This is a genomic window from Corynebacterium sp. ES2775-CONJ (assembly GCF_024814515.1).
In the GTDB taxonomy this organism is placed as follows: Bacteria; Actinomycetota; Actinomycetes; order Mycobacteriales; family Mycobacteriaceae; genus Corynebacterium.
Window position 1 is genome coordinate 232,681 of sequence record NZ_JANUXT010000004.1, and the last position, 20,411, is coordinate 253,091.

General features: G+C 54.2%; 16 protein-coding genes, 1 tRNA gene and 1 pseudogene. 8 read left to right on the forward strand and 10 right to left on the reverse strand.

Annotated elements, in window-relative coordinates; all coding sequences use genetic code 11:
• The first annotated feature begins 3 nt into the window (after nt 1-3).
• From nagE to rlmB, 3 genes and pseudogenes are all read left to right on the forward strand, one after another.
• Nucleotides 4-2,081: pseudogene (gene nagE / locus NXT01_RS06630) on the forward strand (N-acetylglucosamine-specific PTS transporter subunit IIBC).
• 100 nt (nt 2,082-2,181) lie between these two features.
• A complete protein-coding gene (gene cysS / locus NXT01_RS06640) occupies nt 2,182-3,567 on the forward strand; it encodes a cysteine--tRNA ligase (RefSeq protein ID WP_259078885.1) in 1,386 nt (461 codons plus the stop codon).
• A 34-nt stretch (nt 3,568-3,601) separates the two neighbouring features.
• Entirely contained in the window at nt 3,602-4,540 is a 939-nt protein-coding gene (gene rlmB, locus NXT01_RS06645) for a 23S rRNA (guanosine(2251)-2'-O)-methyltransferase RlmB (RefSeq protein ID WP_259078886.1), read from the forward strand.
• Here rlmB and NXT01_RS06650 read toward each other — a convergent pair.
• Nucleotides 4,537-5,346, reverse strand: coding sequence for a PHB depolymerase family esterase (locus tag NXT01_RS06650; RefSeq protein WP_259078887.1), 810 nt, complete (start codon nt 5,344-5,346; stop codon nt 4,537-4,539). The two genes, rlmB and NXT01_RS06650, sit on opposite strands and share 4 nt — an antisense overlap.
• A gap of 32 nt (nt 5,347-5,378) precedes the next feature.
• Here NXT01_RS06650 and NXT01_RS06655 point away from each other — a divergent pair, with 32 nt between their 5' ends.
• Nucleotides 5,379-6,473 carry a substrate-binding domain-containing protein gene (locus tag NXT01_RS06655; protein ID WP_259078892.1) on the forward strand — a complete coding sequence of 365 codons (1,095 nt, stop codon included), beginning with the start codon at nt 5,379-5,381 and terminating at the stop codon, nt 6,471-6,473.
• On the opposite strand, the gene otsB is transcribed toward NXT01_RS06655, so the two are convergent.
• The 5 genes from otsB to NXT01_RS06680 all read right to left on the reverse strand — a co-directional run bounded on the left by otsB (nt 6,434) and on the right by NXT01_RS06680 (nt 11,057).
• Nucleotides 6,434-7,183 (reverse strand): trehalose-phosphatase, encoded by a 750-nt coding sequence (gene otsB, locus NXT01_RS06660; protein WP_259078894.1) that lies wholly within the window; start codon nt 7,181-7,183, stop codon nt 6,434-6,436. The two genes, NXT01_RS06655 and otsB, sit on opposite strands and share 40 nt — an antisense overlap.
• The gene (locus NXT01_RS06665) at nt 7,180-7,644 is read right to left on the reverse strand and encodes an META domain-containing protein (protein ID WP_259078895.1); all 465 of its coding nucleotides are present in this window, start codon (nt 7,642-7,644) and stop codon (nt 7,180-7,182) included. The genes otsB and NXT01_RS06665 overlap by 4 nt, the downstream gene beginning before the upstream one ends.
• Nucleotides 7,641-9,071 carry a trehalose-6-phosphate synthase gene (locus tag NXT01_RS06670; RefSeq protein ID WP_259078899.1) on the reverse strand — a complete coding sequence of 477 codons (1,431 nt, stop codon included), beginning with the start codon at nt 9,069-9,071 and terminating at the stop codon, nt 7,641-7,643. Before NXT01_RS06670 ends, NXT01_RS06665 begins: the two co-directional genes overlap by 4 nt.
• A gap of 88 nt (nt 9,072-9,159) precedes the next feature.
• Entirely contained in the window at nt 9,160-9,534 is a 375-nt protein-coding gene (locus NXT01_RS06675) for a hypothetical protein (RefSeq protein ID WP_259078901.1), read from the reverse strand.
• Between the two features lie 98 nt (nt 9,535-9,632).
• Nucleotides 9,633-11,057 (reverse strand): threonine/serine exporter ThrE, encoded by a 1,425-nt coding sequence (locus tag NXT01_RS06680; RefSeq protein WP_259079004.1) that lies wholly within the window; start codon nt 11,055-11,057, stop codon nt 9,633-9,635.
• Between the two features lie 161 nt (nt 11,058-11,218).
• Here NXT01_RS06680 and NXT01_RS06685 point away from each other — a divergent pair.
• Nucleotides 11,219-11,291 (forward strand) — tRNA-Thr (locus tag NXT01_RS06685).
• 416 nt (nt 11,292-11,707) lie between these two features.
• Here the strand turns inward: NXT01_RS06685 and NXT01_RS06690 are convergent.
• From NXT01_RS06690 to NXT01_RS06700, 3 genes are all read right to left on the reverse strand, one after another.
• Nucleotides 11,708-13,141, reverse strand: coding sequence for a threonine/serine exporter ThrE family protein (locus NXT01_RS06690; protein WP_259078903.1), 1,434 nt, complete (start codon nt 13,139-13,141; stop codon nt 11,708-11,710).
• Nucleotides 13,141-14,487 carry an MFS transporter gene (locus NXT01_RS06695; RefSeq protein ID WP_259078904.1) on the reverse strand — a complete coding sequence of 449 codons (1,347 nt, stop codon included), beginning with the start codon at nt 14,485-14,487 and terminating at the stop codon, nt 13,141-13,143. Before NXT01_RS06695 ends, NXT01_RS06690 begins: the two co-directional genes overlap by 1 nt.
• Before the next feature lie 115 nt (nt 14,488-14,602).
• Nucleotides 14,603-16,099 carry an MFS transporter gene (locus tag NXT01_RS06700; RefSeq protein ID WP_259078906.1) on the reverse strand — a complete coding sequence of 499 codons (1,497 nt, stop codon included), beginning with the start codon at nt 16,097-16,099 and terminating at the stop codon, nt 14,603-14,605.
• A 115-nt stretch (nt 16,100-16,214) separates the two neighbouring features.
• Here NXT01_RS06700 and NXT01_RS06705 point away from each other — a divergent pair, with 115 nt between their 5' ends.
• Complete coding sequence (locus tag NXT01_RS06705; RefSeq protein ID WP_259078907.1) at nt 16,215-16,919, forward strand: response regulator transcription factor; 705 nt, start codon at nt 16,215-16,217, stop codon at nt 16,917-16,919.
• A gap of 12 nt (nt 16,920-16,931) precedes the next feature.
• A complete protein-coding gene (locus tag NXT01_RS06710) occupies nt 16,932-18,371 on the forward strand; it encodes a cell wall metabolism sensor histidine kinase WalK (protein ID WP_259078908.1) in 1,440 nt (479 codons plus the stop codon).
• On the opposite strand, the gene NXT01_RS06715 is transcribed toward NXT01_RS06710, so the two are convergent.
• The gene (locus tag NXT01_RS06715; RefSeq protein WP_259078910.1) at nt 18,368-18,778 is read right to left on the reverse strand and encodes an HIT family protein; all 411 of its coding nucleotides are present in this window, start codon (nt 18,776-18,778) and stop codon (nt 18,368-18,370) included. The two genes, NXT01_RS06710 and NXT01_RS06715, sit on opposite strands and share 4 nt — an antisense overlap.
• Before the next feature lie 49 nt (nt 18,779-18,827).
• On the opposite strand from NXT01_RS06715, the gene purD reads away from it, so the two are divergent.
• On the forward strand, nt 18,828-20,099 hold the full coding sequence (gene purD, locus NXT01_RS06720; protein ID WP_259078913.1) for a phosphoribosylamine--glycine ligase: 1,272 nt from the start codon (nt 18,828-18,830) through the stop codon (nt 20,097-20,099).
• Nucleotides 20,100-20,411 lie beyond the last annotated feature (312 nt).

A 20,411-nucleotide genomic window follows, 5' to 3' on the forward strand; every position in this document is an offset into this window, starting at 1 on the left:
ATCATGAAAGACGCAGTCTTTACCGGTCTGCAGAAACTCGGTAAAGCTTTGATGGGAGCTGTCGCCGTCCTGCCGGTCGCCGCTCTGCTTATGGGTATCGGTTATTGGATTGACCCGAATGGGTGGGGAGAAAACAGCCTTGCAGCCGCCATCCTCATCAAATCCGGGGCAGCCGTGCTTGATAACCTCGGCCTCATCTTCGCCGTGGCTATTTCCTACGGCCTCGCCAAGGATTCCAATGGCGCCGCCGCCCTCTCCGGCTTTATCGGGTTTATGACAGTAACAAGTTTGCTCAATGCCAGCGCCGTCGCTGGCTATAAGGGCATCGATGTTGATTCTCTTGACGGGGCAGGCAAACTCGAATGGCTCTCCTACGGGTGGGGTGCGGTAGGAAATAAAAATGTCCTCTTTGGCATTATCGTCGGCATCCTCGCCTCGTGGGTCTATAACCGTTTCCACAACACCAAACTTCCCGATTACCTGGCCTTTTTCTCCGGCCGTCGCTTAGTGCCGATCCTCACTTCGATCTTCTCTATCGTGCTCGCCGGCATTCTCTATATCGTCTGGCCTTTCGTCTATCACATCCTCTTCGACTTCGGTGAGTCCATTCAAAGTCTCGGCGCACTTGGCGCCGGCATCTACGGTTTTGCTAACCGGCTTCTGATCCCCACCGGTTTGCATCACGCTTTGAACTCGATCTTCTGGTTCGACGTCATTGGTATCAACGATATCGGCAACTTCCTTAAGGGTGGAGAAACAATCGCCGCTGCCGCTAGCGCCACCGACGCTGCCTCCTGCCCGGGCAATTGGACCGGTACCGTCTGCGAAGCGGTCGGATACGTTGGTCGTTACCAGGCTGGTTTCTTCCCAGTCATGATGTTCGGCTTGCCAGGTGCTGCTCTTGCTATCACGCTGCGCGCTCGCCCTGAGCGTCGTAAAGTCGTCGGTTCCCTGATGATGGCAGGCGCTCTTGCTTCCTTCTTTACCGGGGTGACCGAGCCTCTTGAATTCTCCTTTATGTTCGTGGCCCCGTTGCTCTTCTTAGTCCACGCATTACTCACCGGCATCTCGGTGGCTATCGCCGCCTCGATGAACTGGACCGCCGGTTTCGGCTTCTCCGCAGGCGCTGTGGATATGGCGCTCTCCTCGCAGAACCCGCTGGCCAACGAGTGGTGGATGCTACTCGTTATGGGTGTGGTCTATTTCGCGGTGTACTATTTCGTCTTCTACGCCCTCATCGGATGGCTCAATATGCGCACTCCTGGCCGCGAAGATGAAGATACCGAGGTTTCGGAAGCTACCATGGACACCGACGAAGAAGTTGCAACGGCCTCCCGCATCATCATCGATGGCCTCGGTGGTGGCTCCAATGTGGAGAATATCGACTACTGTGCAACCCGTCTACGTGTAGTTGTTAAAGATAATACCCAGGTGTCCGAACAAGTTATTAAGCGCGCCGGGGTCGCGGGAGTTATCCGCCCATCGCAGAAAAATGTTCAGGTGATCATTGGGCCGAAGGTGCAATTCGTCTACGACGAGGTAGCCCGCCAACTCAAGGGCCATCAGGTGGCTCTCGAAGGAGAAAAGGAAATCTAGTGTTTGGATTCGGCAAGAAGAAAGTTAAGCTCAGCGCTCCATTTTCTGGTGCAGTCATACCCATCGACCAAGTGCCGGATGCGGTTTTTGCAGGCGGCATGTTGGGCGAAGGCTTCGCCGTGGTCCCCGATGAGAATATCGAAACCTTTGAAGTTCTCAGCCCCGTCACCGGTACCATTGCAACCTTGTTCAAAACCCTGCATGCCTTCGCACTCAAAACTGATGAAGGCCTCGAGGTGCTGGTCCATATTGGCCTCGATACGGTGGAGCTCAAGGGCGAAGGCTTTAGCCAATTAGCCGCAAAGGGCGACAAAGTTACTGCTGGTCAACCTATTATTCGAGTGGATGCCGCAGCAGTGCGCGCCGCTGGGAAAGACCTTGTGACGCCTGTGGTAATGACCAATAAGAAGCAGGTCAAATCTGTGGTAGTAAATGCCAACAGAGCCTCGGCCCAGGACGAGATCGCAACTGTTTCCCTTGCCTAACATTAATAAAGGCCCTTCCCCTAGCGTATAAGCGCTAGGGGAATTTTTATCGAACGATCTGATACATGCGGTTATGGGGTGGATAATCTAGACTGATGGTGTGAATTTACGCATCTTTGACACAGGTACCCGAACGTTAAGAGACTTCGAGCCCCTTCAACCAGGGCACGCCACGATCTACCTGTGTGGTGCCACTCCCCAAAGCCAACCCCATATCGGCCACGTGCGCTCTGGGGTTGCCTTCGATATTCTGCGCCGCTGGCTCATAGCCCAAGGGCTCGATGTAGCTTTTGTACGCAACGTCACTGATATCGACGATAAAATTCTCACCAAAGCGGCAGAGAATAATCGGCCGTGGTGGGAATGGGTGAGCACCTACGAGCGCGAATTCACCTCCGCGTACCAGCAACTGGGTGTGCTTCCTCCATCTGTAGAGCCGCGCGCAACCGGACATATCACCCAGATGATTGATTATATGCAGCGCCTGATCGACCGCGGCTTTGCTTATGCGGTCGCAGGTTCGGTCTATTTCGATGTCACTGCATGGGTTAGCGCCGCAGGCTCGGATTATGGTTCCCTATCTGGCAATAAAGTAGCAGATATGGACATGTGCGAATCCGAGCATCCAGGCAAGAAATCGCCACTCGACTTCGCTCTGTGGAAAGCGAGCAAACCTGGTGAGCCGAGCTGGCCGACCCCGTGGGGCGACGGGCGTCCCGGGTGGCACCTAGAGTGCTCCGCGATGGCCACCTGGTATCTCGGAGAAAAATTTGATATCCACGCAGGTGGCCTCGATTTACAATTCCCGCACCACGAGAATGAGATTGCTCAATCTCACGCCGCAGGCGATGGCTTTGCCCAGTATTGGATGCATAATCATTGGGTGACCTTAGCGGGCGAGAAAATGAGTAAATCCCTAGGCAATATCCTGAGCGTTCCTGAGATCCTCAGCACAGTGCGACCCGTGGAACTGCGCTACTATTTAGGATCCGCACACTACCGCTCCGTATTGGAATACTCAGAAGCGGCACTTGTCGAGGCGGCCAGCGGCTACCGACGAATCGAGACATTCATTCACCGCTTCCCCGATGTGGAGATTGGAGAGTGGACCGAAGAATTTGAAGCCGCTATGAATGAGGATCTCGCGGTTCCGCGTGCACTTGCCGATATTCACAACCAGGTCCGGGCTGGCAATAAGGCGCTGGCAGAGAAAAACCCCGAACGCGCACGCGCAATCGCCGCCACCGTTCGCGCTATGACCTCCGTATTGGGCATCGATCCACTCAGTGAGCAGTGGCGTGGCGAAAACCAGCACTCTGCTGCCGCCCACCATGCTCTCGAGGTTCTCATCGAGGCCGAATTGCAGCGCCGCACTCAGGCGCGGCAGGATAAGAATTTTGCGCTTGCCGACGAAGTCCGCGACCGCCTCGCCCAAGCGGGTATCACCGTCACTGATACACCCGACGGACCCGAGTGGTCGCTCTAAGCGCGCTTTTTAACTACACAAAAGGACCAAAATAATGGCAGGTAATCAACCTAATCGTCCCGGTTTGCGGAAAACAAATAAGAAGGGCGCTCAAAAAGGATCGGGCGGAGTCAGACGCCGTGGCTTAGCCGGAAAAGGTCCTACCCCTAAGGCCGAAGACCGGGTCTACCATCAGGCCCATAAGCGCAAACTAGAGCGCGAGCGTCGCAATAGTGGCCGGCACCAAAAAGATGATCAGCATGAACTCGTCGTAGGACGCAATCCTGTGGTTGAATGCCTACACGCACGGGTACCAGCCACGGCCTTGTATATCAGTGAAGGGACGCGGAATGATAACCGTCTCAGTGAGGCGGTCCAGATAGCCCACGCGCGTTCGATTCCGCTGATTGAAGTGGCTCGCCACGAGTTGGACCGGATGACCGGGAATGGGATGCATCAAGGCATCGGTTTAGAAATCCCCCCATATAAATACGCTGACGTGAACGATCTCATCACTAAGGTGCGCGAATCTGGGGAAAAAGGCATGATTGTGGTGCTCGACAATATCACCGATCCGCGTAACTTGGGTGCGGTGATCCGATCCGTTGCAGCCTTTGGAGGCCACGGAGTGGTCATCCCTGAGCGCCGGTCCGCGTCCGTGACCGCAGTGGCTTGGCGTACCTCCGCCGGTACCGCTGCGAGAATGCCCGTTGCTAAAGCCACGAATATCACCCGTACGATTAAAGAATTCCAACGTAGTGGCTACCAAGTGGTCGGGCTCGATACCGGCGGCAATGCCACGCTAGATAACTATGATGGCACCGATAATGTGGTCATCGTGGTGGGGTCCGAAGGAAAAGGGATTTCGCGCCTCGTGCGGGAAAACTGTGATGAACTGATGAGTATTCCCATGGCCAGCTGGGTAGAAAGCCTCAATGCCTCCGTGGCCGCAGGTGTCGTACTCAGCGAATTCGCTCGTCAGCGTCGTCGTTAAGCGCGCTGAAAACCGAAGAAATCTATCGCTGCGTCAACGGCCTCAAAGCGATCAGTTCCAGGGCCTAGCACCGTTGATTCAACTGGTTGTGCTGTAGGAATATGGTGGCCGACGCCCTCGAGAATATAGGCTACTACACTGCCATAGTCGAGATACTGATAGCCGCTTAAGCCCGTCACCCGTGTGGCTAGGCGGTTTTCTCGATTCAAGACTGCATAATAGTGGGCGGTGTCCTCTAAGCCCAGGACGCGCCCGCGATTATTGCGGGATACCAACTGAATATCGCCACCAGCGAAGGGAATGATGGGATCATCGGTGCCGTGCATCAAAAGTGTCGGCGTAGGGATATAGCCGTGTGCGCTACACAAGAATTCTTCCGCCACCGGTTGCGTGGCACCGATTATGAGAGCGCCAGATATTAGCCCTGGGTATTCGTGGAGCAACCGAAAGACCATATGGCCGCCATTGGAAAATCCGCCGCAGAATACTCGCCCGTTGGGGGCTATGGATCGGGCTAGTTCGTTGATAAAGGCAGCATCGTCAGTTTCGAGGAGTCGGGTGCGCTCAGCGAAGTATTTTCTTCCGTCATTCCAGTGCCGTCCGATTCCCTCGGGGTAAATAACGTGGAGGCCGTAATCGTTGAGCCGGTCCCACTGGTTGCCACTGAAGTGGCGGATTACCTGCGCTGATTGCGTGGATCCGTGAAGAAAGATGAAGATATCTCCACTAGGTTGCGCCGCTGGGTTGAAAAGGTACTGGCGCTCTTGGCCGGTTGAGGTGTGAAATACGGCCCGCTCTATACTCATACTGTCCTATTTTAGGCAGTAGCCTAAAGAGTATGGAGAAAAAGCGTGTCCGCAGAAGTTCCCTCGCCTCCCTTGCAGCCGAACTTGGAGTCTCGCGCACCACAGTCTCCAATGCCTATAACCGCCCCGAAGAGTTATCCCCACAATTGCGGAGGAAAATCCTAGCCACCGCAGCCAAGCGCGGCTACCCAGGCCCGGACCCCATGGCACGCGGATTGCGCACCAAAGAGGTTGGGAGCGTGGGGGTGCTACTCACCGAGCATATGACCTACGCATTTGAGGATATGGCTTCGGTTGATTTCCTCGCGGGTATGGCCACTGCTTCGACGGGAAGCCAAACCTCCTTAACTCTCATACCTGTAGGTCCCCACGCAGAGAATGATTCCGTGGATTTACTCAACCAGGCTGTGGTCGATGGTTTTGTCATCTACTCGGTGGCAGCGGATGAACCCTTTCTTCGCGCTGTGGAGCGCCGCGGATTACCTGGGGTCATCTGCGATCAACCCAAGGGTGATCTGCGCTTTCCCTTTGTGGGAATAGACGATAAAAAAGCTATTGCTCCCGCAGCCCAGGCGCTTATCCATGCTGGCCACCGATCAATCGGAATATTGTGTATCCGCCTTTCACCACAGCCAAATAATGGGCCAGTTCTTCCCGATCGGCTCCGCCAGGCCAAGCATCATGTGCAACGTGATCGCGTGCTCGGTGCCCTTGAGGTCTTCGCGGCAGCCGGAATTGATCCGCAGCACGTGCCCATCATCGAGCGCCATCTCAACGATATGGAGAATAACTACCAGGCAGCTGCTGAGTTGCTAGGAAGCCATCCCCATCTGACCGCCATTTTATGCACCACTGACACTATGGCTTTGGGAGTAATGGCCTACGCCCGAGATCACGGTATGTCCATTCCAGCACAGCTCTCTCTGACCGGTTTTGACGGCACGAGCACAGCACTGATAAAGGATCTCAGCACCGTCATCCAACCCAATAAGCTCAAGGGGGAGTGGGCTGGGCGCATTCTTTTTCAGCAACTGCAGGGAAAAGAGATCAGTCAGCGAACTCTTCTTGAGGTGGGATATAATCCTGGTCAAACAGTCGCTTCCCCAGATGAGGATAAAAACTCCTGACGCTGGAGGTATAGGTCCTCGAGGAGGTCTGCTACTGCTGCACAATCGGCCACGCGTTTCCTGGCGTGGGTGAATCCTTCACCTACCTTGACTGATAGATCGCACGGGCGCAAGACGTCAAAGCCATCTTCGTCGGTCGTATCATCGCCTAAGAAAATGACAGCATCGGGTTGGTACACCGAGGTGGCTATGCGGATCCATGAACCTTTGTTGATATCTAAGACCCCAGCTTCGACTATATTTTTGCCAGGCGCAATAGTAACCCCTGGAATATCGACGGCTTGGGCTAAGGCCGCAATATCGGCAGACTTGTGCTGATCGGCGGCCATGAGGTGGAGAACGCGATGAAAGGGCTTGTATTCAACAAAGGCGCCAGGTAGATCTGCAATAAGTTCTTCAAATCGCTCCGTGACCTTATCGAGTGCCGTGGCTCGTTCGGGGCTCATCGTGGTGGCGAGGAGCTCGGACTCGGCCCCATGGGAGCCGGCCAGAATGATATCACCGCGTGGATCTAGCCCAGATACGCTCGCCAGGCCGCGGCGATCGCGCCCGGAGAGAATGGCAACCGTGGTATCACGCAGAACACTTAAATTCTTCAAGGCTGCCATGGCGCGCTGGTTCACGGGAACATGGGTGGGGTCAGGAGAGAATTCTGCCAAAGTTCCGTCGAAATCAGAGATGACCAGAAGGGAAGGGGCTTCGGCGATCATGGGAGTGCCAATCCAATAGCTCTCGGTTCCACCGATGCTGTCAGCGGTTCACGCAGCACCATGCTATCGGGCTGCGGGCGGGTAATCTCGAGCGGGCCCGTCGTGAGAATATCCTGTAGTGCATCGTGGATATAGCGTGTCTTAGCTGTGCATACGAGCTCATCTGGGGGGGAGATGGAAAAGTCCGAGAAGCTCACAGTTGTAGCCTCATCGATGAGCGCCGGAGCGGAATCCTTTTTATAGTTAGCTGTTGCTGTAAACTGCGAACATCCGCTGAAGCCCACAATGGTGGAATTACCAAAACTGATAGTCACCTTCGTTGCATTATCATCTGGAAGGGTCGAGGGCAGATCTGCGCTACTAAACACATCGGTGACTTGCCATGTGGTGCCTACTAGGGTGGGGGTGGGTGCGCACGCGGATAGCGCAAGAATACCCACGAGTAAGAGACGTTGTTTCATCGGGAAGATTCCTTCAAAGCGTCGAGATAGGAGCGAGCCCACAGATCAACATCATGCGTTATAACCTGCTGGTACATGGTGAGCATCCGTTTCTGGGGGATTTCCGGTTGCGTTGCTAGTGCCATCATCGCATTATGAATCTCAGCCTTAATAGATTCACTATCGAAGGGATTGCACAAATATGCGTCGACGAGCTCGGTGGCTGCGCCAGCAAATTCGCTGAGCACCAACGCCCCAGACCCGTCTCCGTGGCAAGCAACATACTCTTTAGCCACCAAATTCATGCCGTCCTTGAATGGGGTGACCAGCATAATATCGGCGGCGCTATAGAGCTCGATCAGACGCTCCTTCGACAGCGATGCATGATGGTAGCTCACCACAGGCTTACCTAGCGCCCCAAAGCGCCCATTGATGCGACCAACGGCCTCTTCAACTTTGCTGCGCGTGGCCTGATAGTGGTCGATGCGCTCTCTGGAAGGAGTGGCGATCTGAACAAAGCTGGTGCGGTGATCAATCAACCCCTCCTCGAGTAAACTTTCCAAGGCCTCCAGTCGCTGTAAAATCCCCTTCGTATAGTCTAGGCGGTCAACTCCCAAAATGAGTGTCTCGGGATTACCCATCTCCCTACGTACACGAGTTCTGTCTACGTGGGCTGATACAAAGGGCTCAGGATCAATAGAGATTGGAAAGGCGGCCACTTTAACTACGCGATCATCATCGGTGTGAATTGTAGCGTTTGGCTGGCGGACCTTTACGGATCCACTGACTCGCTCTGGATGGTAGCGATCGACAATATCGAGGAAATTTTGGGCATTGGATATCAGGTGGAAACCGATGAGGTCAGCGCCCAACATGCCCGCCAGGATATCGGTGCGCCACGGCAGCTGGCGAAAAAGATCCGGGGCTGGGAACGGAATATGTAAAAACAGCCCAATAGTCAGATCAGGGCGCAGCTCCCGCAAGAGGCCAGGTACGAGCTGGAGCTGATAATCTTGGACCCATACCGTAGCCCCGGGGGCTGCAACACTGGCAGCCTCTTCGGCAAATTTCACATTCACCGCGTGATACGACTGCCACCAATCGTAGCGATATTCTGGGCTTACAATAAGGTCGTGGTACAGCGGCCATAGCGTGGCATTAGAAAAGCCCTCATAGAAATTCTCGTAATCGACGCGAGTCAACTCCACAGGATGGAGGAGAATGCCGTTATCGGTATGAAAGGGTTCTAGTTTTTCTACGATGGCTCCGGGCCATCCCACCCAACACCCGGAGTGTTTGCTTAAGATGGGGGACAAGGCACTAACCAGTCCACCTGGGCTCGGGCTCCACGTGGAGGCCCCAAGGTTATCAATAGTCAAATCTACCGGTAGTCGGTTAGCCACCACCACGAAATCATGGGTGCCTGTGGGCGCGTGAGGGGAATTCATGCATCTTAGTCCTCTTAAAAAATCTCCCCCAAAAAGTTTGGAGGAGAAGGTGGTGTAATAATGCTACCGCGATACCTTCGTGCGGGCCTTAGGCCTGAGTAGCCTTGGTAGTCTTCTTCGTCGCTTTCTTTGTTGCCTTTTTAGCAGTGGTTTTTTTAGCCGCTGTCTTTTTAGCGGTGGTTTTCTTCGTTGTCTTCTTAGTGGTGGTCTTTTTTGAGGCCTTCTTAGTTGCTTTAGCCTTCTTAGTAACCTTCTTCGGGGCGAGAGCTGCCTCGTGGTCGGCGGCAACCTTTTGGTAGTTGAGGCCCTCAGTTTCGATCCCCAGCATGCACATTAAGGTGACGCCGTCGAAGAAATCGTGAGCATAAGAAGCCACTACTTTCCGAGCAGCTGCTGCAGTTTCCGCTTCCACCGCGTGCAGGGACTCCGCAGGGGTTCTGGTATCAGTGACCTTCGGTGGCAAAGCCTTCTCCTTTGTGAGAATATATTTTGTTCACAATCATGCAAAAGACACATTCTAGCAGAGCTTTTAAGCTTGTGAAAGCGTCAAGGGTGACACGGTCACTTCTTGTCTTTATTTTTTAGCGGCGGTTTTTTACTGCGTGCCACCGGCTTACCATAGGTTTTGAAAGATCCGTAGAAATTCAATCGTGGTTTCCGGCGTATCCTTCGTGCCATCCATTCACCAAATACAACGCCACTGGCAAGTGCTGCCGCTACCGAGAGAGCTACGGAAATATTGGTGAAACTCAGCAGTACCTGTTCATTCAAGGCTGCGTACATTCCCCGATAAATAGCCAGGCCAGGAAGTAACGGAGTGATACCCGAGACCGCGGTAATGAGCGGGGGGATGAGAAAACGCCTGGCAATTAAACCTCCAGCCAAACCAATAACAGAGGCAGCGATGGCAGCTCCGATAATCTCGCTGAGGCCAAAGGGTAGAACCAGGAAATAATAAACAAAAAGCCCAAGCATAGAGTTAAAAGCCGCCGCCACAGTACTCGAGAACTCCGCTCGGCATGCAACCGCGAACGAGAAGGCAGCAAACCCTCCGGCCAGCAGCTTGACCGTGGCTGAAGTAAAACTTAAGAGGCTCAGATTTTCCAGCGGAGGGAGAGTAATCCCTAAAAATTCACTCACCTGGAGTCCGGCACCCACGCCTGCCACGATGGCACCGGTAGAGAGCATCGTTTCAAAGAAACGGGCACTCGCGGTCACAGGAGCCCCCATCATTCCGTCTTGCATGGATTGCACGAGTGAGAGCGAGGCGAGCATCACCACAATGCCCGCTGCGATAATATGCGAAGGAAAGATCGGCGAGGCGTTATTTAAGGTGATTTGATAGGTCAAGGCAGCTGGAACGGTGGTGATGAACCCCCCGAGTAGCATCTGGAAAAAGGTAGGCAGATTATGCCGGGCCAGCACAGCGGAGCTCCATTGAATGAGCACGGCGATAATAAAACTGATCACTGCTGCCGCGAATCCACCCCCTGCGCCTACTGCAACGGCCGCTCCCATGCCACCCCACCCTAAGAGGCTACGCCGGAAGGTGCGCCGCGAGGGAGTCTGAAAAAGTTCGTTGAGGATCTTCTCGGCAACCTGTGGCGGAGTAGCGCCACCGCGGATCGATCGGATGAGGCGGTCGATCTCGCTGAGTTTCGAGAAATCTACATTCATGCGGCTGACCACTCTGAAAACACTCAGTGGCACCTTTTTCTCTACCCCAATAGTGGAGAAGATAGTGATCGTATTAAGAGTGATGTCTACGTGGGTGTAGTGCAGCCCGTAGGAGGTGGTCACTGCTTGAATATAGGCGACGGTATCGCGATTCGATGTCCCCGCAGAGAGAAAAATATCACCGATGCGCGCTGCCAGATCCATGACCCCGGCCACCTCTACGGGGTTGGTGAGATCAATAGGGGCGAGCGGCGAAGGCGGCGGCGCTGCCTTCGCGGTATCGATCGTGGAATATCTGCCGCCTTGCATTGCGACAGTTTTCAACCACACGAGTGGATTAAACACACTTGAGCCTTAGAATTCGTTGAGTACAGTACATCAGTTCTACCCCAAGATAGCCCGCTGCAACGCTATCGGTAAACCCGCGCATTGAAATTCTTGGGGAAGATTAGGTAGTATTTCACAGCAGTGCTGGAGTGGCGCAATTGGTAGCGCACCGGTCTTGTAAACCGGTGGTTGCGAGTTCAAGTCTCGTCTCCAGCTCACTTAAGGCCCCACCCGTGATTGCGGATGGGGCCTTTACCGTTAATTTTCGCGGACAGGTAGCATCCCAGGAGGTTCGCTTTAAGTGGTGGAGCTGGAGTTTTACACGTGAGGCGTAGGCTTAAAAGGCCAGAACTAAAGTACTGAAAGTTAAGGCATGGGGGCTGAGCGGACACGTGCGGAGCGAAGTCCTTCGGAGGAGACGGGCCGGCCTTTCCTTGGGATTTATATACCTCCCCGCCCACTAATTTCTCTGACAGCACACCTAATAGCCTTCACGAGCGTGCTTTTAAGTGGCGCTGTACGCGCCCCTTTCTCAGGGCAATAAAAAGTAGAGGGACAACAGATTTCGCTCTGTCCCTGGCGCTAAGCGGTGCTCGAAGAGTGGGGGGAACTGAGGGGGTATAAATGCTGGTTTAATCTTCGGTGAAATACGATGTTTCGCGTGCCCGCATGCGCTTAAAGCGCATATAGCGACGCAAACCTCGAGGGCGCTTGATGCGCCTGGCTATCCATTCACCTAAGTAAACCCCTGCGCTTAGAGCTGCAGCAATAGCAAGAGCGATCGTGAGATTAGAAAAACCGGTGAGAATTTGCTCGTGGGTCAAGGCATACAGACCCCGATAAATTGCCAAACCAGGTAGCAGAGGGGTCGCGGCTGAGGCCGAGACGATCAGTGGTGGGACCCCGTAGCCGCGCGCTAATAAACCGCCAATGAGCCCAATAAAAGTTGCAGCTATAGCCGAGCTCGTAATACCGCCTAAACCTAAGGGCATCACGGTGAGATAAAAGATACTGGTGGAAAAAAGACTAACGATGCTGGCCACCCAAACCGAGGACCAATCTGCGAAACAGCCACGTGCGAATCCCGCCGCGGCAAAAGCGCCCGCGACAATCCTCAAGGTCATCGAGGCAAAATTGGGATTTGGTTGGGTTTGCATGGGTGGCAAGGGAATACCGAGGTAATTGGACAGTGCAATACCCATCGCTACGCCTGCCACGATGCCGCCGGTGGCGATCATTGTGTCAAAAAATCGAGCACTTCCAGTGACTGGGGAGTTGGATATACCATTTTGAATGGCCTGAAAGAGGGTGAGACCAGCAGCCAAGGCAATAATTCCGGTAGCAATCACCATAGATGGGCGCAATATCAATCCCAGCTCAGCACCTGCGTGGTAGGCCAGGGCCGCCAGTATAGACACAATCAAGCCACCAATGGCATTGAAAAGAAAAAGCGGCATTCCCTTCTTTGATAACTCAGTGGCCACCCACACCACCGCAAAGGCCGCAATCATAGACGTTAAAGCTACCCAAATATCGCCGCCAATGAGCACGGTTACAGCCCCGCCGAGAACAGCCCACGAGGCCATGATGCCCCAAATACCTACCGTGGGTGGAGCAGTTATAATCTCGGTCAAGATTCGATCGGCAGTGTCCACATCGACTCGGCGAGCGTGGATATCTCGAATGAGGGCATCGACCCGCCGAAGACGGTGGTAATCATTGGGAGGGCTGCTGATGACGCGAATGATATTGATGGGTTCGTTATAGTCGCCGCTTATACGGGCGAAGATACGAATGCGACTATTGGTAAAATCAACGTGGGCGTCCCATAATCCGAAGGTCTCTAGGATAGCCTTGACTTGATAGGTGGCGTCGGTATGCGTAGTCCCGGCCGCAATGAGAATATCACCAATGCGCGCGGCTACATCGAGTACCGCGCTGACCTGCACTTGGTCGCTAAAATCAACAGGTGCCAGCGGCGCCAGTGGGGTCGCTCTGGCAACGTCGATAGTTGCTACCCGGTAAGGGGTTTGGAAGAGTGAGCGTACTGCAGCCAAAAGTGCCATTAGTCCAGCATAGATTGCCGTGGCTCTTTGACAAAGAGCAGCACTAAAGCGCCCATGAGCAGCACAATTCCAATACCAAAGATTCCGGCGCGATCAGAGCCAAAGTGCACAACGGCAGCCGAGAATGCCATGGGGGCAAGCCAGCTGACTGCTCGGCCGGTGGTGGCGTAGAGGCCGAACATTTCCCCTTCATGACCTTGAGGAGCCATGCGAGAGAGGAAGGTTCGAGAGGATGATTGGATGGGGCCAACGAAGAGGCACAGGATGAGCCCAAAGATCCAGAAATTCTTCGGCCCCGAGACGAAATACAGGACGACGGAATCGGCAACCATGAGAAAGAGCGATCCTAAAATGACAGGTTTGGGTCCAAAGCGATCGTCGAGAAAGCCGCAGCCGATGGCGCCGAGTCCAGCAACCACATTGGCAGCAATGCCGAAGAGGAGGACATCGCCAGGGGAGAGTTCGTACACGGACACAGCGAGGATCGCGCCAAAAGTAAAGACGGCTGCAACGCCGTCACGGAAAAGGGCAGAGGAAATGAGGAAGTACACCGCAGAACGGTCAGTGCGCCATAAAGTTTTTAAAGTATTGAACAGTTGTGCATAACTCGTGCGGATTCCCCCTGTGGCGATTTGTGGATTCGGGGGGATCTCGGGGACTCTCAGCATGACAGGAACTGCGAAGATGAGGAACCAGAGGGCGGAAAGGGCTGCGACAAGTCGGATATTAAAACCGGCCTCGGTGGATATTCCCAGCAGCCCGCCGTCGCCGGCAATAAAACCAAAATAGCAGCTAGCAAGGAGGATAATGCCGCCGAAGTAGCCGGCTGCCCAGCCGAAGCCAGAAACCCGTCCGACATTATCTGGCGTGGAGATCTGGTTCAACATGGCGAAATAACTGACTTCACCGAGTTCAAAGGTGACCGAGGCGATGGCAAGGATGCCTATACCTAGCCAGAAATAAATCGGGGCATCATTGCGGATGAAGAACAGCGAAAACATCAAAGCTACAGTGATAATGCTCCAGAAGCGGACGCTGCGGCGTCTCGTGCCCCGGGCATCGGAACGCTGGCCTATAACGGGGGCTATCAAGGCAATGAGGACGCCTCCGGCAGCGATTGCCCAGCCGAACCATGAAGTGGCGGAAAAGCGGGAGTCGATATTTTTGCCCACGGACTCGGTGAGATAAACCGAGAATACGAAGGTGATGAGAACGGCGTTAAAGGCTGCGGATCCTAAGTCCCACAGCGCCCACGTGGTGATAGTTTTCTTATCGGTTCGGGTCGCGGCGGCAAAATCAGGGGCTGCCTGAAGTGGTTTGGCAGCGACCGGCGTTGTCGGGGTCATAGAAACAACTTTAAACCCTCGACCTCATTTTAGATAGCAGATTTTTCCCTCAGCAATCGATAACTGCCCTATCCAAGGCGGTCGCCCCGGACAATCCTAGGGGGTATTTTGCCTGCTACTCGTGGGCGTAGAGGGTTTCCTTAGGATTGCCGCGCAATAGTATATAAGTAATTATTCCCGTTCCCATCGCAACGATCAAAGCTACACTCAAGACACCTTGATAGGCCTGATCGAGCGCAATTAAGGAAGCTAGGGGTGAAGTGTCGCCGGAGATGATATGGGCATACGCTTCACGGCCGCCCTCTCCGAATGCCAGAGAGAAGAAAAGCGGAAACAGCGACCCGAGTACGGCAACCGCTAATAAGGTTCCAAATTCATAGGACACCTCTTCCACCGCACTCGCCATTCCCAACCGGCGTTTGGGCGCTGAACCAATAATAGCGGTGGACGTCACGCTCATCACTAAGCCACCGCCCAATCCAACGAATACCAGACCCAGGACTAAGATAGCGAAGTCGCGATCACCGAGGAGCTTCGTGAGGCTCAAGACCATCGTGAGCAAACCTAGACTCATGACGCCAAAACCTCCGGCGATGAGAGGTCGAAAACCGATGCGGTGTAAAAAGGCTCCACCGATAACTGACGTGGGGACGGCCGCGGCCGCCGCGGCTGCCGTTAAAAGCCCTGCCTCGAGAGGGCTGAACCCCAAGACCAATTGTGCGCGCTGCGTGGTGGTGAGTTCTGTGCCAGAGATGATGAACATTGCTATGCCAGCTCCCAGTACTCCAGCGGAAAGCACCGGATTAGCAAAAATGCCCCAGGCAATAACGGGCTCGCTTAAAGAGCCCTGGCGCTGGTGGAAAAGGTAGCCGCTGCCAATGAGCACTATCGATGCGGGGAGTAAAACAGTTAGATCGGCGTTGTGGGCGAGATCCTTAATAATCACGACCGCACTCGCCATGGTTAGCCCCGCCCACAGTGAGGAGGGCGCATCCCAGTGCCGAGAGGGATCAGCGATATTTTTAGGTGCCAGCGCAAAAGTAGCGAGGAAGGCAATGACGACGACCGGAATATTGACTAAGAAGGCTGAGCCCCACCAAAAGTGCTCCAGGAGAAAGCCGCCCATAATCGGCCCCGACGCAGCCCCCAAGGTGGCCACAGAGCCCCACACACCGATGGCAGTATTGCGTTCTTTGATATCACTAAAGGTTAAGCGCAGTAGAGCCAATGTTGCGGGCATCATAGTTGCTGCCCCAGCGCCAAGAAAGGCCCGAGCGGCAATAAGATAAGCCGGCGTTGGGGCGAAGGCTGCTGCGAGAGAGGAGAGTCCGAAAAAGATTAGACCTATTTCAAACATTCGGCGGTGACCAATTTTGTCTCCCAATGTGCCCGTACCCAACAGAAGGCTCGCGAGCACCAGTGGGTAGGCATTGATAATCCACAAAGCCTGCACCTCACTCGGACCTAATTCGTGACGCAGTGTGGGAAGCGCAGTATAGAGAATTGAATTATCTGCTCCCACCATAAAAAGCCCGAGAGAAATGACGGCGAGAAAACCCCACCGCTTGGCTGGCGTAGTAGAAATAGAATCGGAATGTATCGACTGCGGCATGGCTCCTGATTGTACATCCGTTCCTCTAGCTCAACTAGCTCGCTAAGCTGAAGACACATATATTGATAGAAGGCGGCTTTCCTGATAACCGGAGCAGCTAGGAAAGGGTGGAACGATGAAGGAAGAAGAGACGAGAATTCTCGTTGTCGATGATGAACCTAATATCGTTGAACTGTTAAGTGTTAGCTTGCGTTTCCAAGGTTTTAATGTGGCCACTGCTCAGTCCGGCAAGGAGGCCCTCGTGGTGGCTCGAGATTTCCACCCCGATGCGTTCATACTAGATGTGATGATGCCGCATATGGATGGTTTCGAACTACTCCCGCGGCTGCGCGACGAAGGTTTTGATGGGCCCGTTCTATTTCTCACGGCTAAGGATGCAGTTGAGCACCGTATTCACGGTTTAACCATCGGCGCCGACGACTATGTCACCAAGCCTTTTAGCTTAGAAGAGGTGATCACGAGACTCCGCGTTATCTTAAGGCGCGGGACGCCCGCCATGGAGGCCGAGGATAGTTCCAGTGTTTTAAAATACGCTGATCTGGAGCTGAATGATCTCACACACGAGGTCAAGCGCGCCGGGAACGTTATTGATCTCTCGCCCACAGAGTTCAATCTTCTCCGGTACCTGCTTCTTAACGCGGAAGTGGTGCTGTCGAAGGCTAAAATCCTGGACAATGTGTGGCACTACGATTTTGGCGGCGACGGCAATGTGGTGGAGAGTTATATCTCCTATTTGCGCCGCAAAGTCGATACCGGCGATGTGCCGCTTATTCATACAGTGCGCGGCGTCGGATATGTTCTGCGTCGGCCGCGGCAGTAACGGGGTGTAGCTGTGCATGATGCGGTGATGGAAAAATCCTCTCGAACCTCACGGATTACGCGGGCTGCACGCGATCCACGGGTGGGCATCCCCTTGCGTTTTATACTCGTCTTTGTCACTATCTTTATGACCGGCTTCGGGCTGTTGGCTTCGGGTATTGCAATCCAGCGATCCATGGAGGCGGAGGCTTTAACGCGAGTGGATAACGAATTGAGCCAGGGTTTAGAGACCTGGGCTCAGCGTGATGCGCTTTATAACCACCCACAGCGCAATTTATTCTCCCTCCCTTCCGATTATTTTGTGGCTCGGTATTACCGAGATGGAACCTTGGCCTTTGTGAGCCAGCAGGCGGATGAGATTCCCGATACCCGCGATATACGATTCGACGGAGTTCCCCGGACTGTGCGTTCGTGGAATCGCGAAGATAAGGGGGAATGGCGCGTTATTGCCACTCAGCGCGCGGACTTCATTGTTATCGTGGCTAAGGAAATTAGTAGTGATAAAGAATTTCTCAGCCGACTCGCCGCAGGGCAAATATCCATTGGGTTTATTGTGCTGGCCATGGTGGGGATCTTCGCACACGTCATCATTCAACGCACCCTGCAACCGCTGCGTTTGGTCGAGGATACGGCCAAGGCAATCACCACCGGGGACCTCGATCGCCGAGCTCCGGTCTTACCAGAGAATACCGAGGTGGGAGCCCTCAGCCGTTCCATTAACGTGATGATGGAGCAGCTACAGACGCTGATTGTGGAACTAAAGGCCAAGGAAGTGCAGATGCGCCGCTTCGTCGGCGATGCTTCCCATGAGTTACGCACTCCGTTGACCAGCGTGCGCGGTTATGCGGAGTTATATCGCTCGGGCGCTACTCAGGATGCCTGTATGGTCTTAGACAAAATCGAGGAGGAATCTTCACGGATGTCGCTGCTGGTGGAAGATCTCCTTAGCTTGACTCGCGCGGAGGAAAAGCACTTTGAAGAACAGCCGGTGGATCTTTTAGAGATAGCACTATCGGTACTCGATTCCTTGCGGGGAGCCTATCCGCAGCGCGATATCAAGGTGGAAAATTCCGCACAAACCCTCCCCGTCGTCTTAGGTGATAAGGCCCGGTTACGCCGAGTGATTATGAACCTTATGGTCAATGCGTTGAAACATGCTGGCGACGAGGCCACGGTGCGCGTTGTGATTGGAGAGAATGAGTCTGCCTTCTTCATCGATGTGGCCGATGATGGCGTGGGCATCGAAAAGGAAGATGCCGATCATATTTTCGAGCGATTTTACCGTGCAGATACCTCACGTACCCGCTCAACCGGAGGCTCCGGTCTCGGTCTGGCTATAGTGAAGTCCATAGTAGAGGCACATAAAGGTGCAGTCTCTGTGAAGACCGCACCTGGTGAGGGCACAATATTTAGGGTGATTTTGCCCCGATATCACCCCTTCAAAGAGGTCTAGTTCTGGGCGGAGAGCGCTAGGCTTATCTTCAGCGCCGCCTCATCCATGAGTTTAGGGTCTGTCTCATTCATCTTCAGGGCAGTGCGGAAATCATAATCGCCCATATCCGTGGCAGGAAATACGTGAATATGGGTATGGGGTACATCGAAGCCAGCGATGACAAATCCGGCCCGTGGAGCATCAAAAGTACTCACGATAGCCTGACCCACCCGTTGGGCTACAGCGGTTAATTTGGCCCACACCTCAGGCTCAAGATCTGTCCACTTATCTACTTCTTGGACCGGAACCACCAGGGTGTGGCCATAAGAGAGAGGCTCGATGGTGAGGAAAGCCACCACGTCCTCATCGCGGTAAACAAAGCGGCCGGGCAACTCACCATTAATAATCTTGCTAAATACGCTCGTCATATCATCAACACTAGTAGATGAGCTATTTTTTGGGGCTAAACTAATGCCCATGCGCATTCTAGTTATCGGGTCGGGCGCCCGCGAGCACGCCCTTGTTCTAGCTTTATCCCACGATCCAGCTGTCACGACGATCCATGTGGCTCCCGGGAATGTGGGAATGGCTCCAGTAGCTGAGATCCACCCCGAATTCTCGCAGGTTGATTCTCCGTCACAGATGCTTCAAGCGGCACAGGAAGTTGCTGCGGATTTGGTTGTGATTGGGCCCGAGATACCCCTTGTCGCTGGTGTTGCGGATGCGCTTCGTGCTCAAGGATTTGCGGTCTTTGGCCCTAATCAGCAAGCCGCTCACATTGAGGGATCAAAAGCCTTTGCCAAGGATGTAATGGCCAAAGCCGGTGTGCGAACCGCACGCGCGGAGCAGCTCTCCCCAGGCTCGACGGATGCCGACATAGATGCGGCGTTGAATAGATTCGGCCCACATTTCGTTGTTAAAGATGATGGACTAGCTGGCGGCAAGGGTGTGGTTGTCACCGATGATCGCACGGCGGCCCTTGATCATGTGCACACCGTTTTAGGTGCTGGAAACCCAGTACTATTGGAATCCTTCCTGGATGGGCCGGAGGTTACCCTCTTTTGTCTCGTTGATGGCGAGACTGTTATTCCCCTCCTACCTGCCCAAGATCATAAGCGTGTGGGGGAGGGGGATACAGGCCCCAATACCGGCGGCATGGGCGCGTATTGTCCCCTACCGTGGCTACCCGATGACGGGGTGCAGCGCATTGTCGATGAGGTGTGCATACCGGTAGCTAAGGAAATGGTGGCCCGTGGTTGCAGCTATTCAGGTCTGCTCTACGCTGGGATCGCCTGGGGTGCGGAGGGTCCAGCCGTAGTGGAATTTAACTGTCGTTTCGGCGATCCCGAGACCCAGGCGGTGCTGGCTTTATTAAAGACCCCTCTCGGAACGCTGCTGCATGCAGTAGCCACGGAGAAATTGGCCCAGCACCCCGCCTTGGAGTGGGATGACGGCGCGGCTCTGACGGTCGTGCTCGCGGCCCCAGGTTATCCGACTGCCCCACAGCTTGGTGGAGTGGTGAGCGGTGTCGATCATCCGCATATCTTGCACGCTGGTACCGCTCTAAATGCAGCGGGAGAGACGGTAGCTGCGGGGGGACGGGTGATTAATGTTGTGGCAACCGGAGACACTCTAGCTGAAGCGCAGCGGGAGGCCTATGAAATCTTGAGAACTGTCTCCCTTGATGGTTCGCACTACCGTCGCGATATAGCTACGGCCGCGATAGAGGGAAAAATTAAGATTCCGTAGATCTCGACATTACTTAGCGCCGCTGGGGGGGAAGGCGTGATTCTCTTCGCATAAGCGAATCATGCTGGACATAATCGTGAGGTCACCTGGTCAGTTGATGGTTGAAATGATAAGCCCAGTGCCTTCGGAGCAGTGAGCTAAAATTTGGCTTAAGTTAAGGCAAATCGCAGGTTTCTATAACCTGGCACATATGTGTATCAAAGCTCAACTTGCTTCTTCTCCGCGAGATCTGCTGGCATACGTCACCGTCTGCCAGCGGCTTGAACGCCCCAGAATCGGTGATCTGTGGCTTCGGGGGCACCCTTTTCCAGA

Excerpts from the sequence above, each read along its gene's own strand:
- rlmB (WP_259078886.1), top strand. The coding sequence starts at position 3,602 with ATGGCAGGTAATCAACCTAATCGTCCCGGTTTGCGGAAAACAAATAAG.
- NXT01_RS06650 (WP_259078887.1), bottom strand. The coding sequence starts at position 5,346 with ATGAGTATAGAGCGGGCCGTATTTCACACCTCAACCGGCCAAGAGCGC.
- NXT01_RS06655 (WP_259078892.1), top strand. The coding sequence starts at position 5,379 with ATGGAGAAAAAGCGTGTCCGCAGAAGTTCCCTCGCCTCCCTTGCAGCC.
- otsB (WP_259078894.1), bottom strand. The coding sequence starts at position 7,183 with ATGATCGCCGAAGCCCCTTCCCTTCTGGTCATCTCTGATTTCGACGGA.
- NXT01_RS06665 (WP_259078895.1), bottom strand. The coding sequence starts at position 7,644 with ATGAAACAACGTCTCTTACTCGTGGGTATTCTTGCGCTATCCGCGTGC.
- NXT01_RS06670 (WP_259078899.1), bottom strand. The coding sequence starts at position 9,071 with ATGAATTCCCCTCACGCGCCCACAGGCACCCATGATTTCGTGGTGGTG.
- NXT01_RS06680 (WP_259079004.1), bottom strand. The coding sequence starts at position 11,057 with ATGCAAGGCGGCAGATATTCCACGATCGATACCGCGAAGGCAGCGCCG.
- NXT01_RS06690 (WP_259078903.1), bottom strand. The coding sequence starts at position 13,141 with ATGGCACTTTTGGCTGCAGTACGCTCACTCTTCCAAACCCCTTACCGG.
- NXT01_RS06695 (WP_259078904.1), bottom strand. The coding sequence starts at position 14,487 with ATGACCCCGACAACGCCGGTCGCTGCCAAACCACTTCAGGCAGCCCCT.
- NXT01_RS06700 (WP_259078906.1), bottom strand. The coding sequence starts at position 16,099 with ATGCCGCAGTCGATACATTCCGATTCTATTTCTACTACGCCAGCCAAG.
- NXT01_RS06705 (WP_259078907.1), top strand. The coding sequence starts at position 16,215 with ATGAAGGAAGAAGAGACGAGAATTCTCGTTGTCGATGATGAACCTAAT.
- NXT01_RS06715 (WP_259078910.1), bottom strand. The coding sequence starts at position 18,778 with ATGACGAGCGTATTTAGCAAGATTATTAATGGTGAGTTGCCCGGCCGC.
- purD (WP_259078913.1), top strand. The coding sequence starts at position 18,828 with ATGCGCATTCTAGTTATCGGGTCGGGCGCCCGCGAGCACGCCCTTGTT.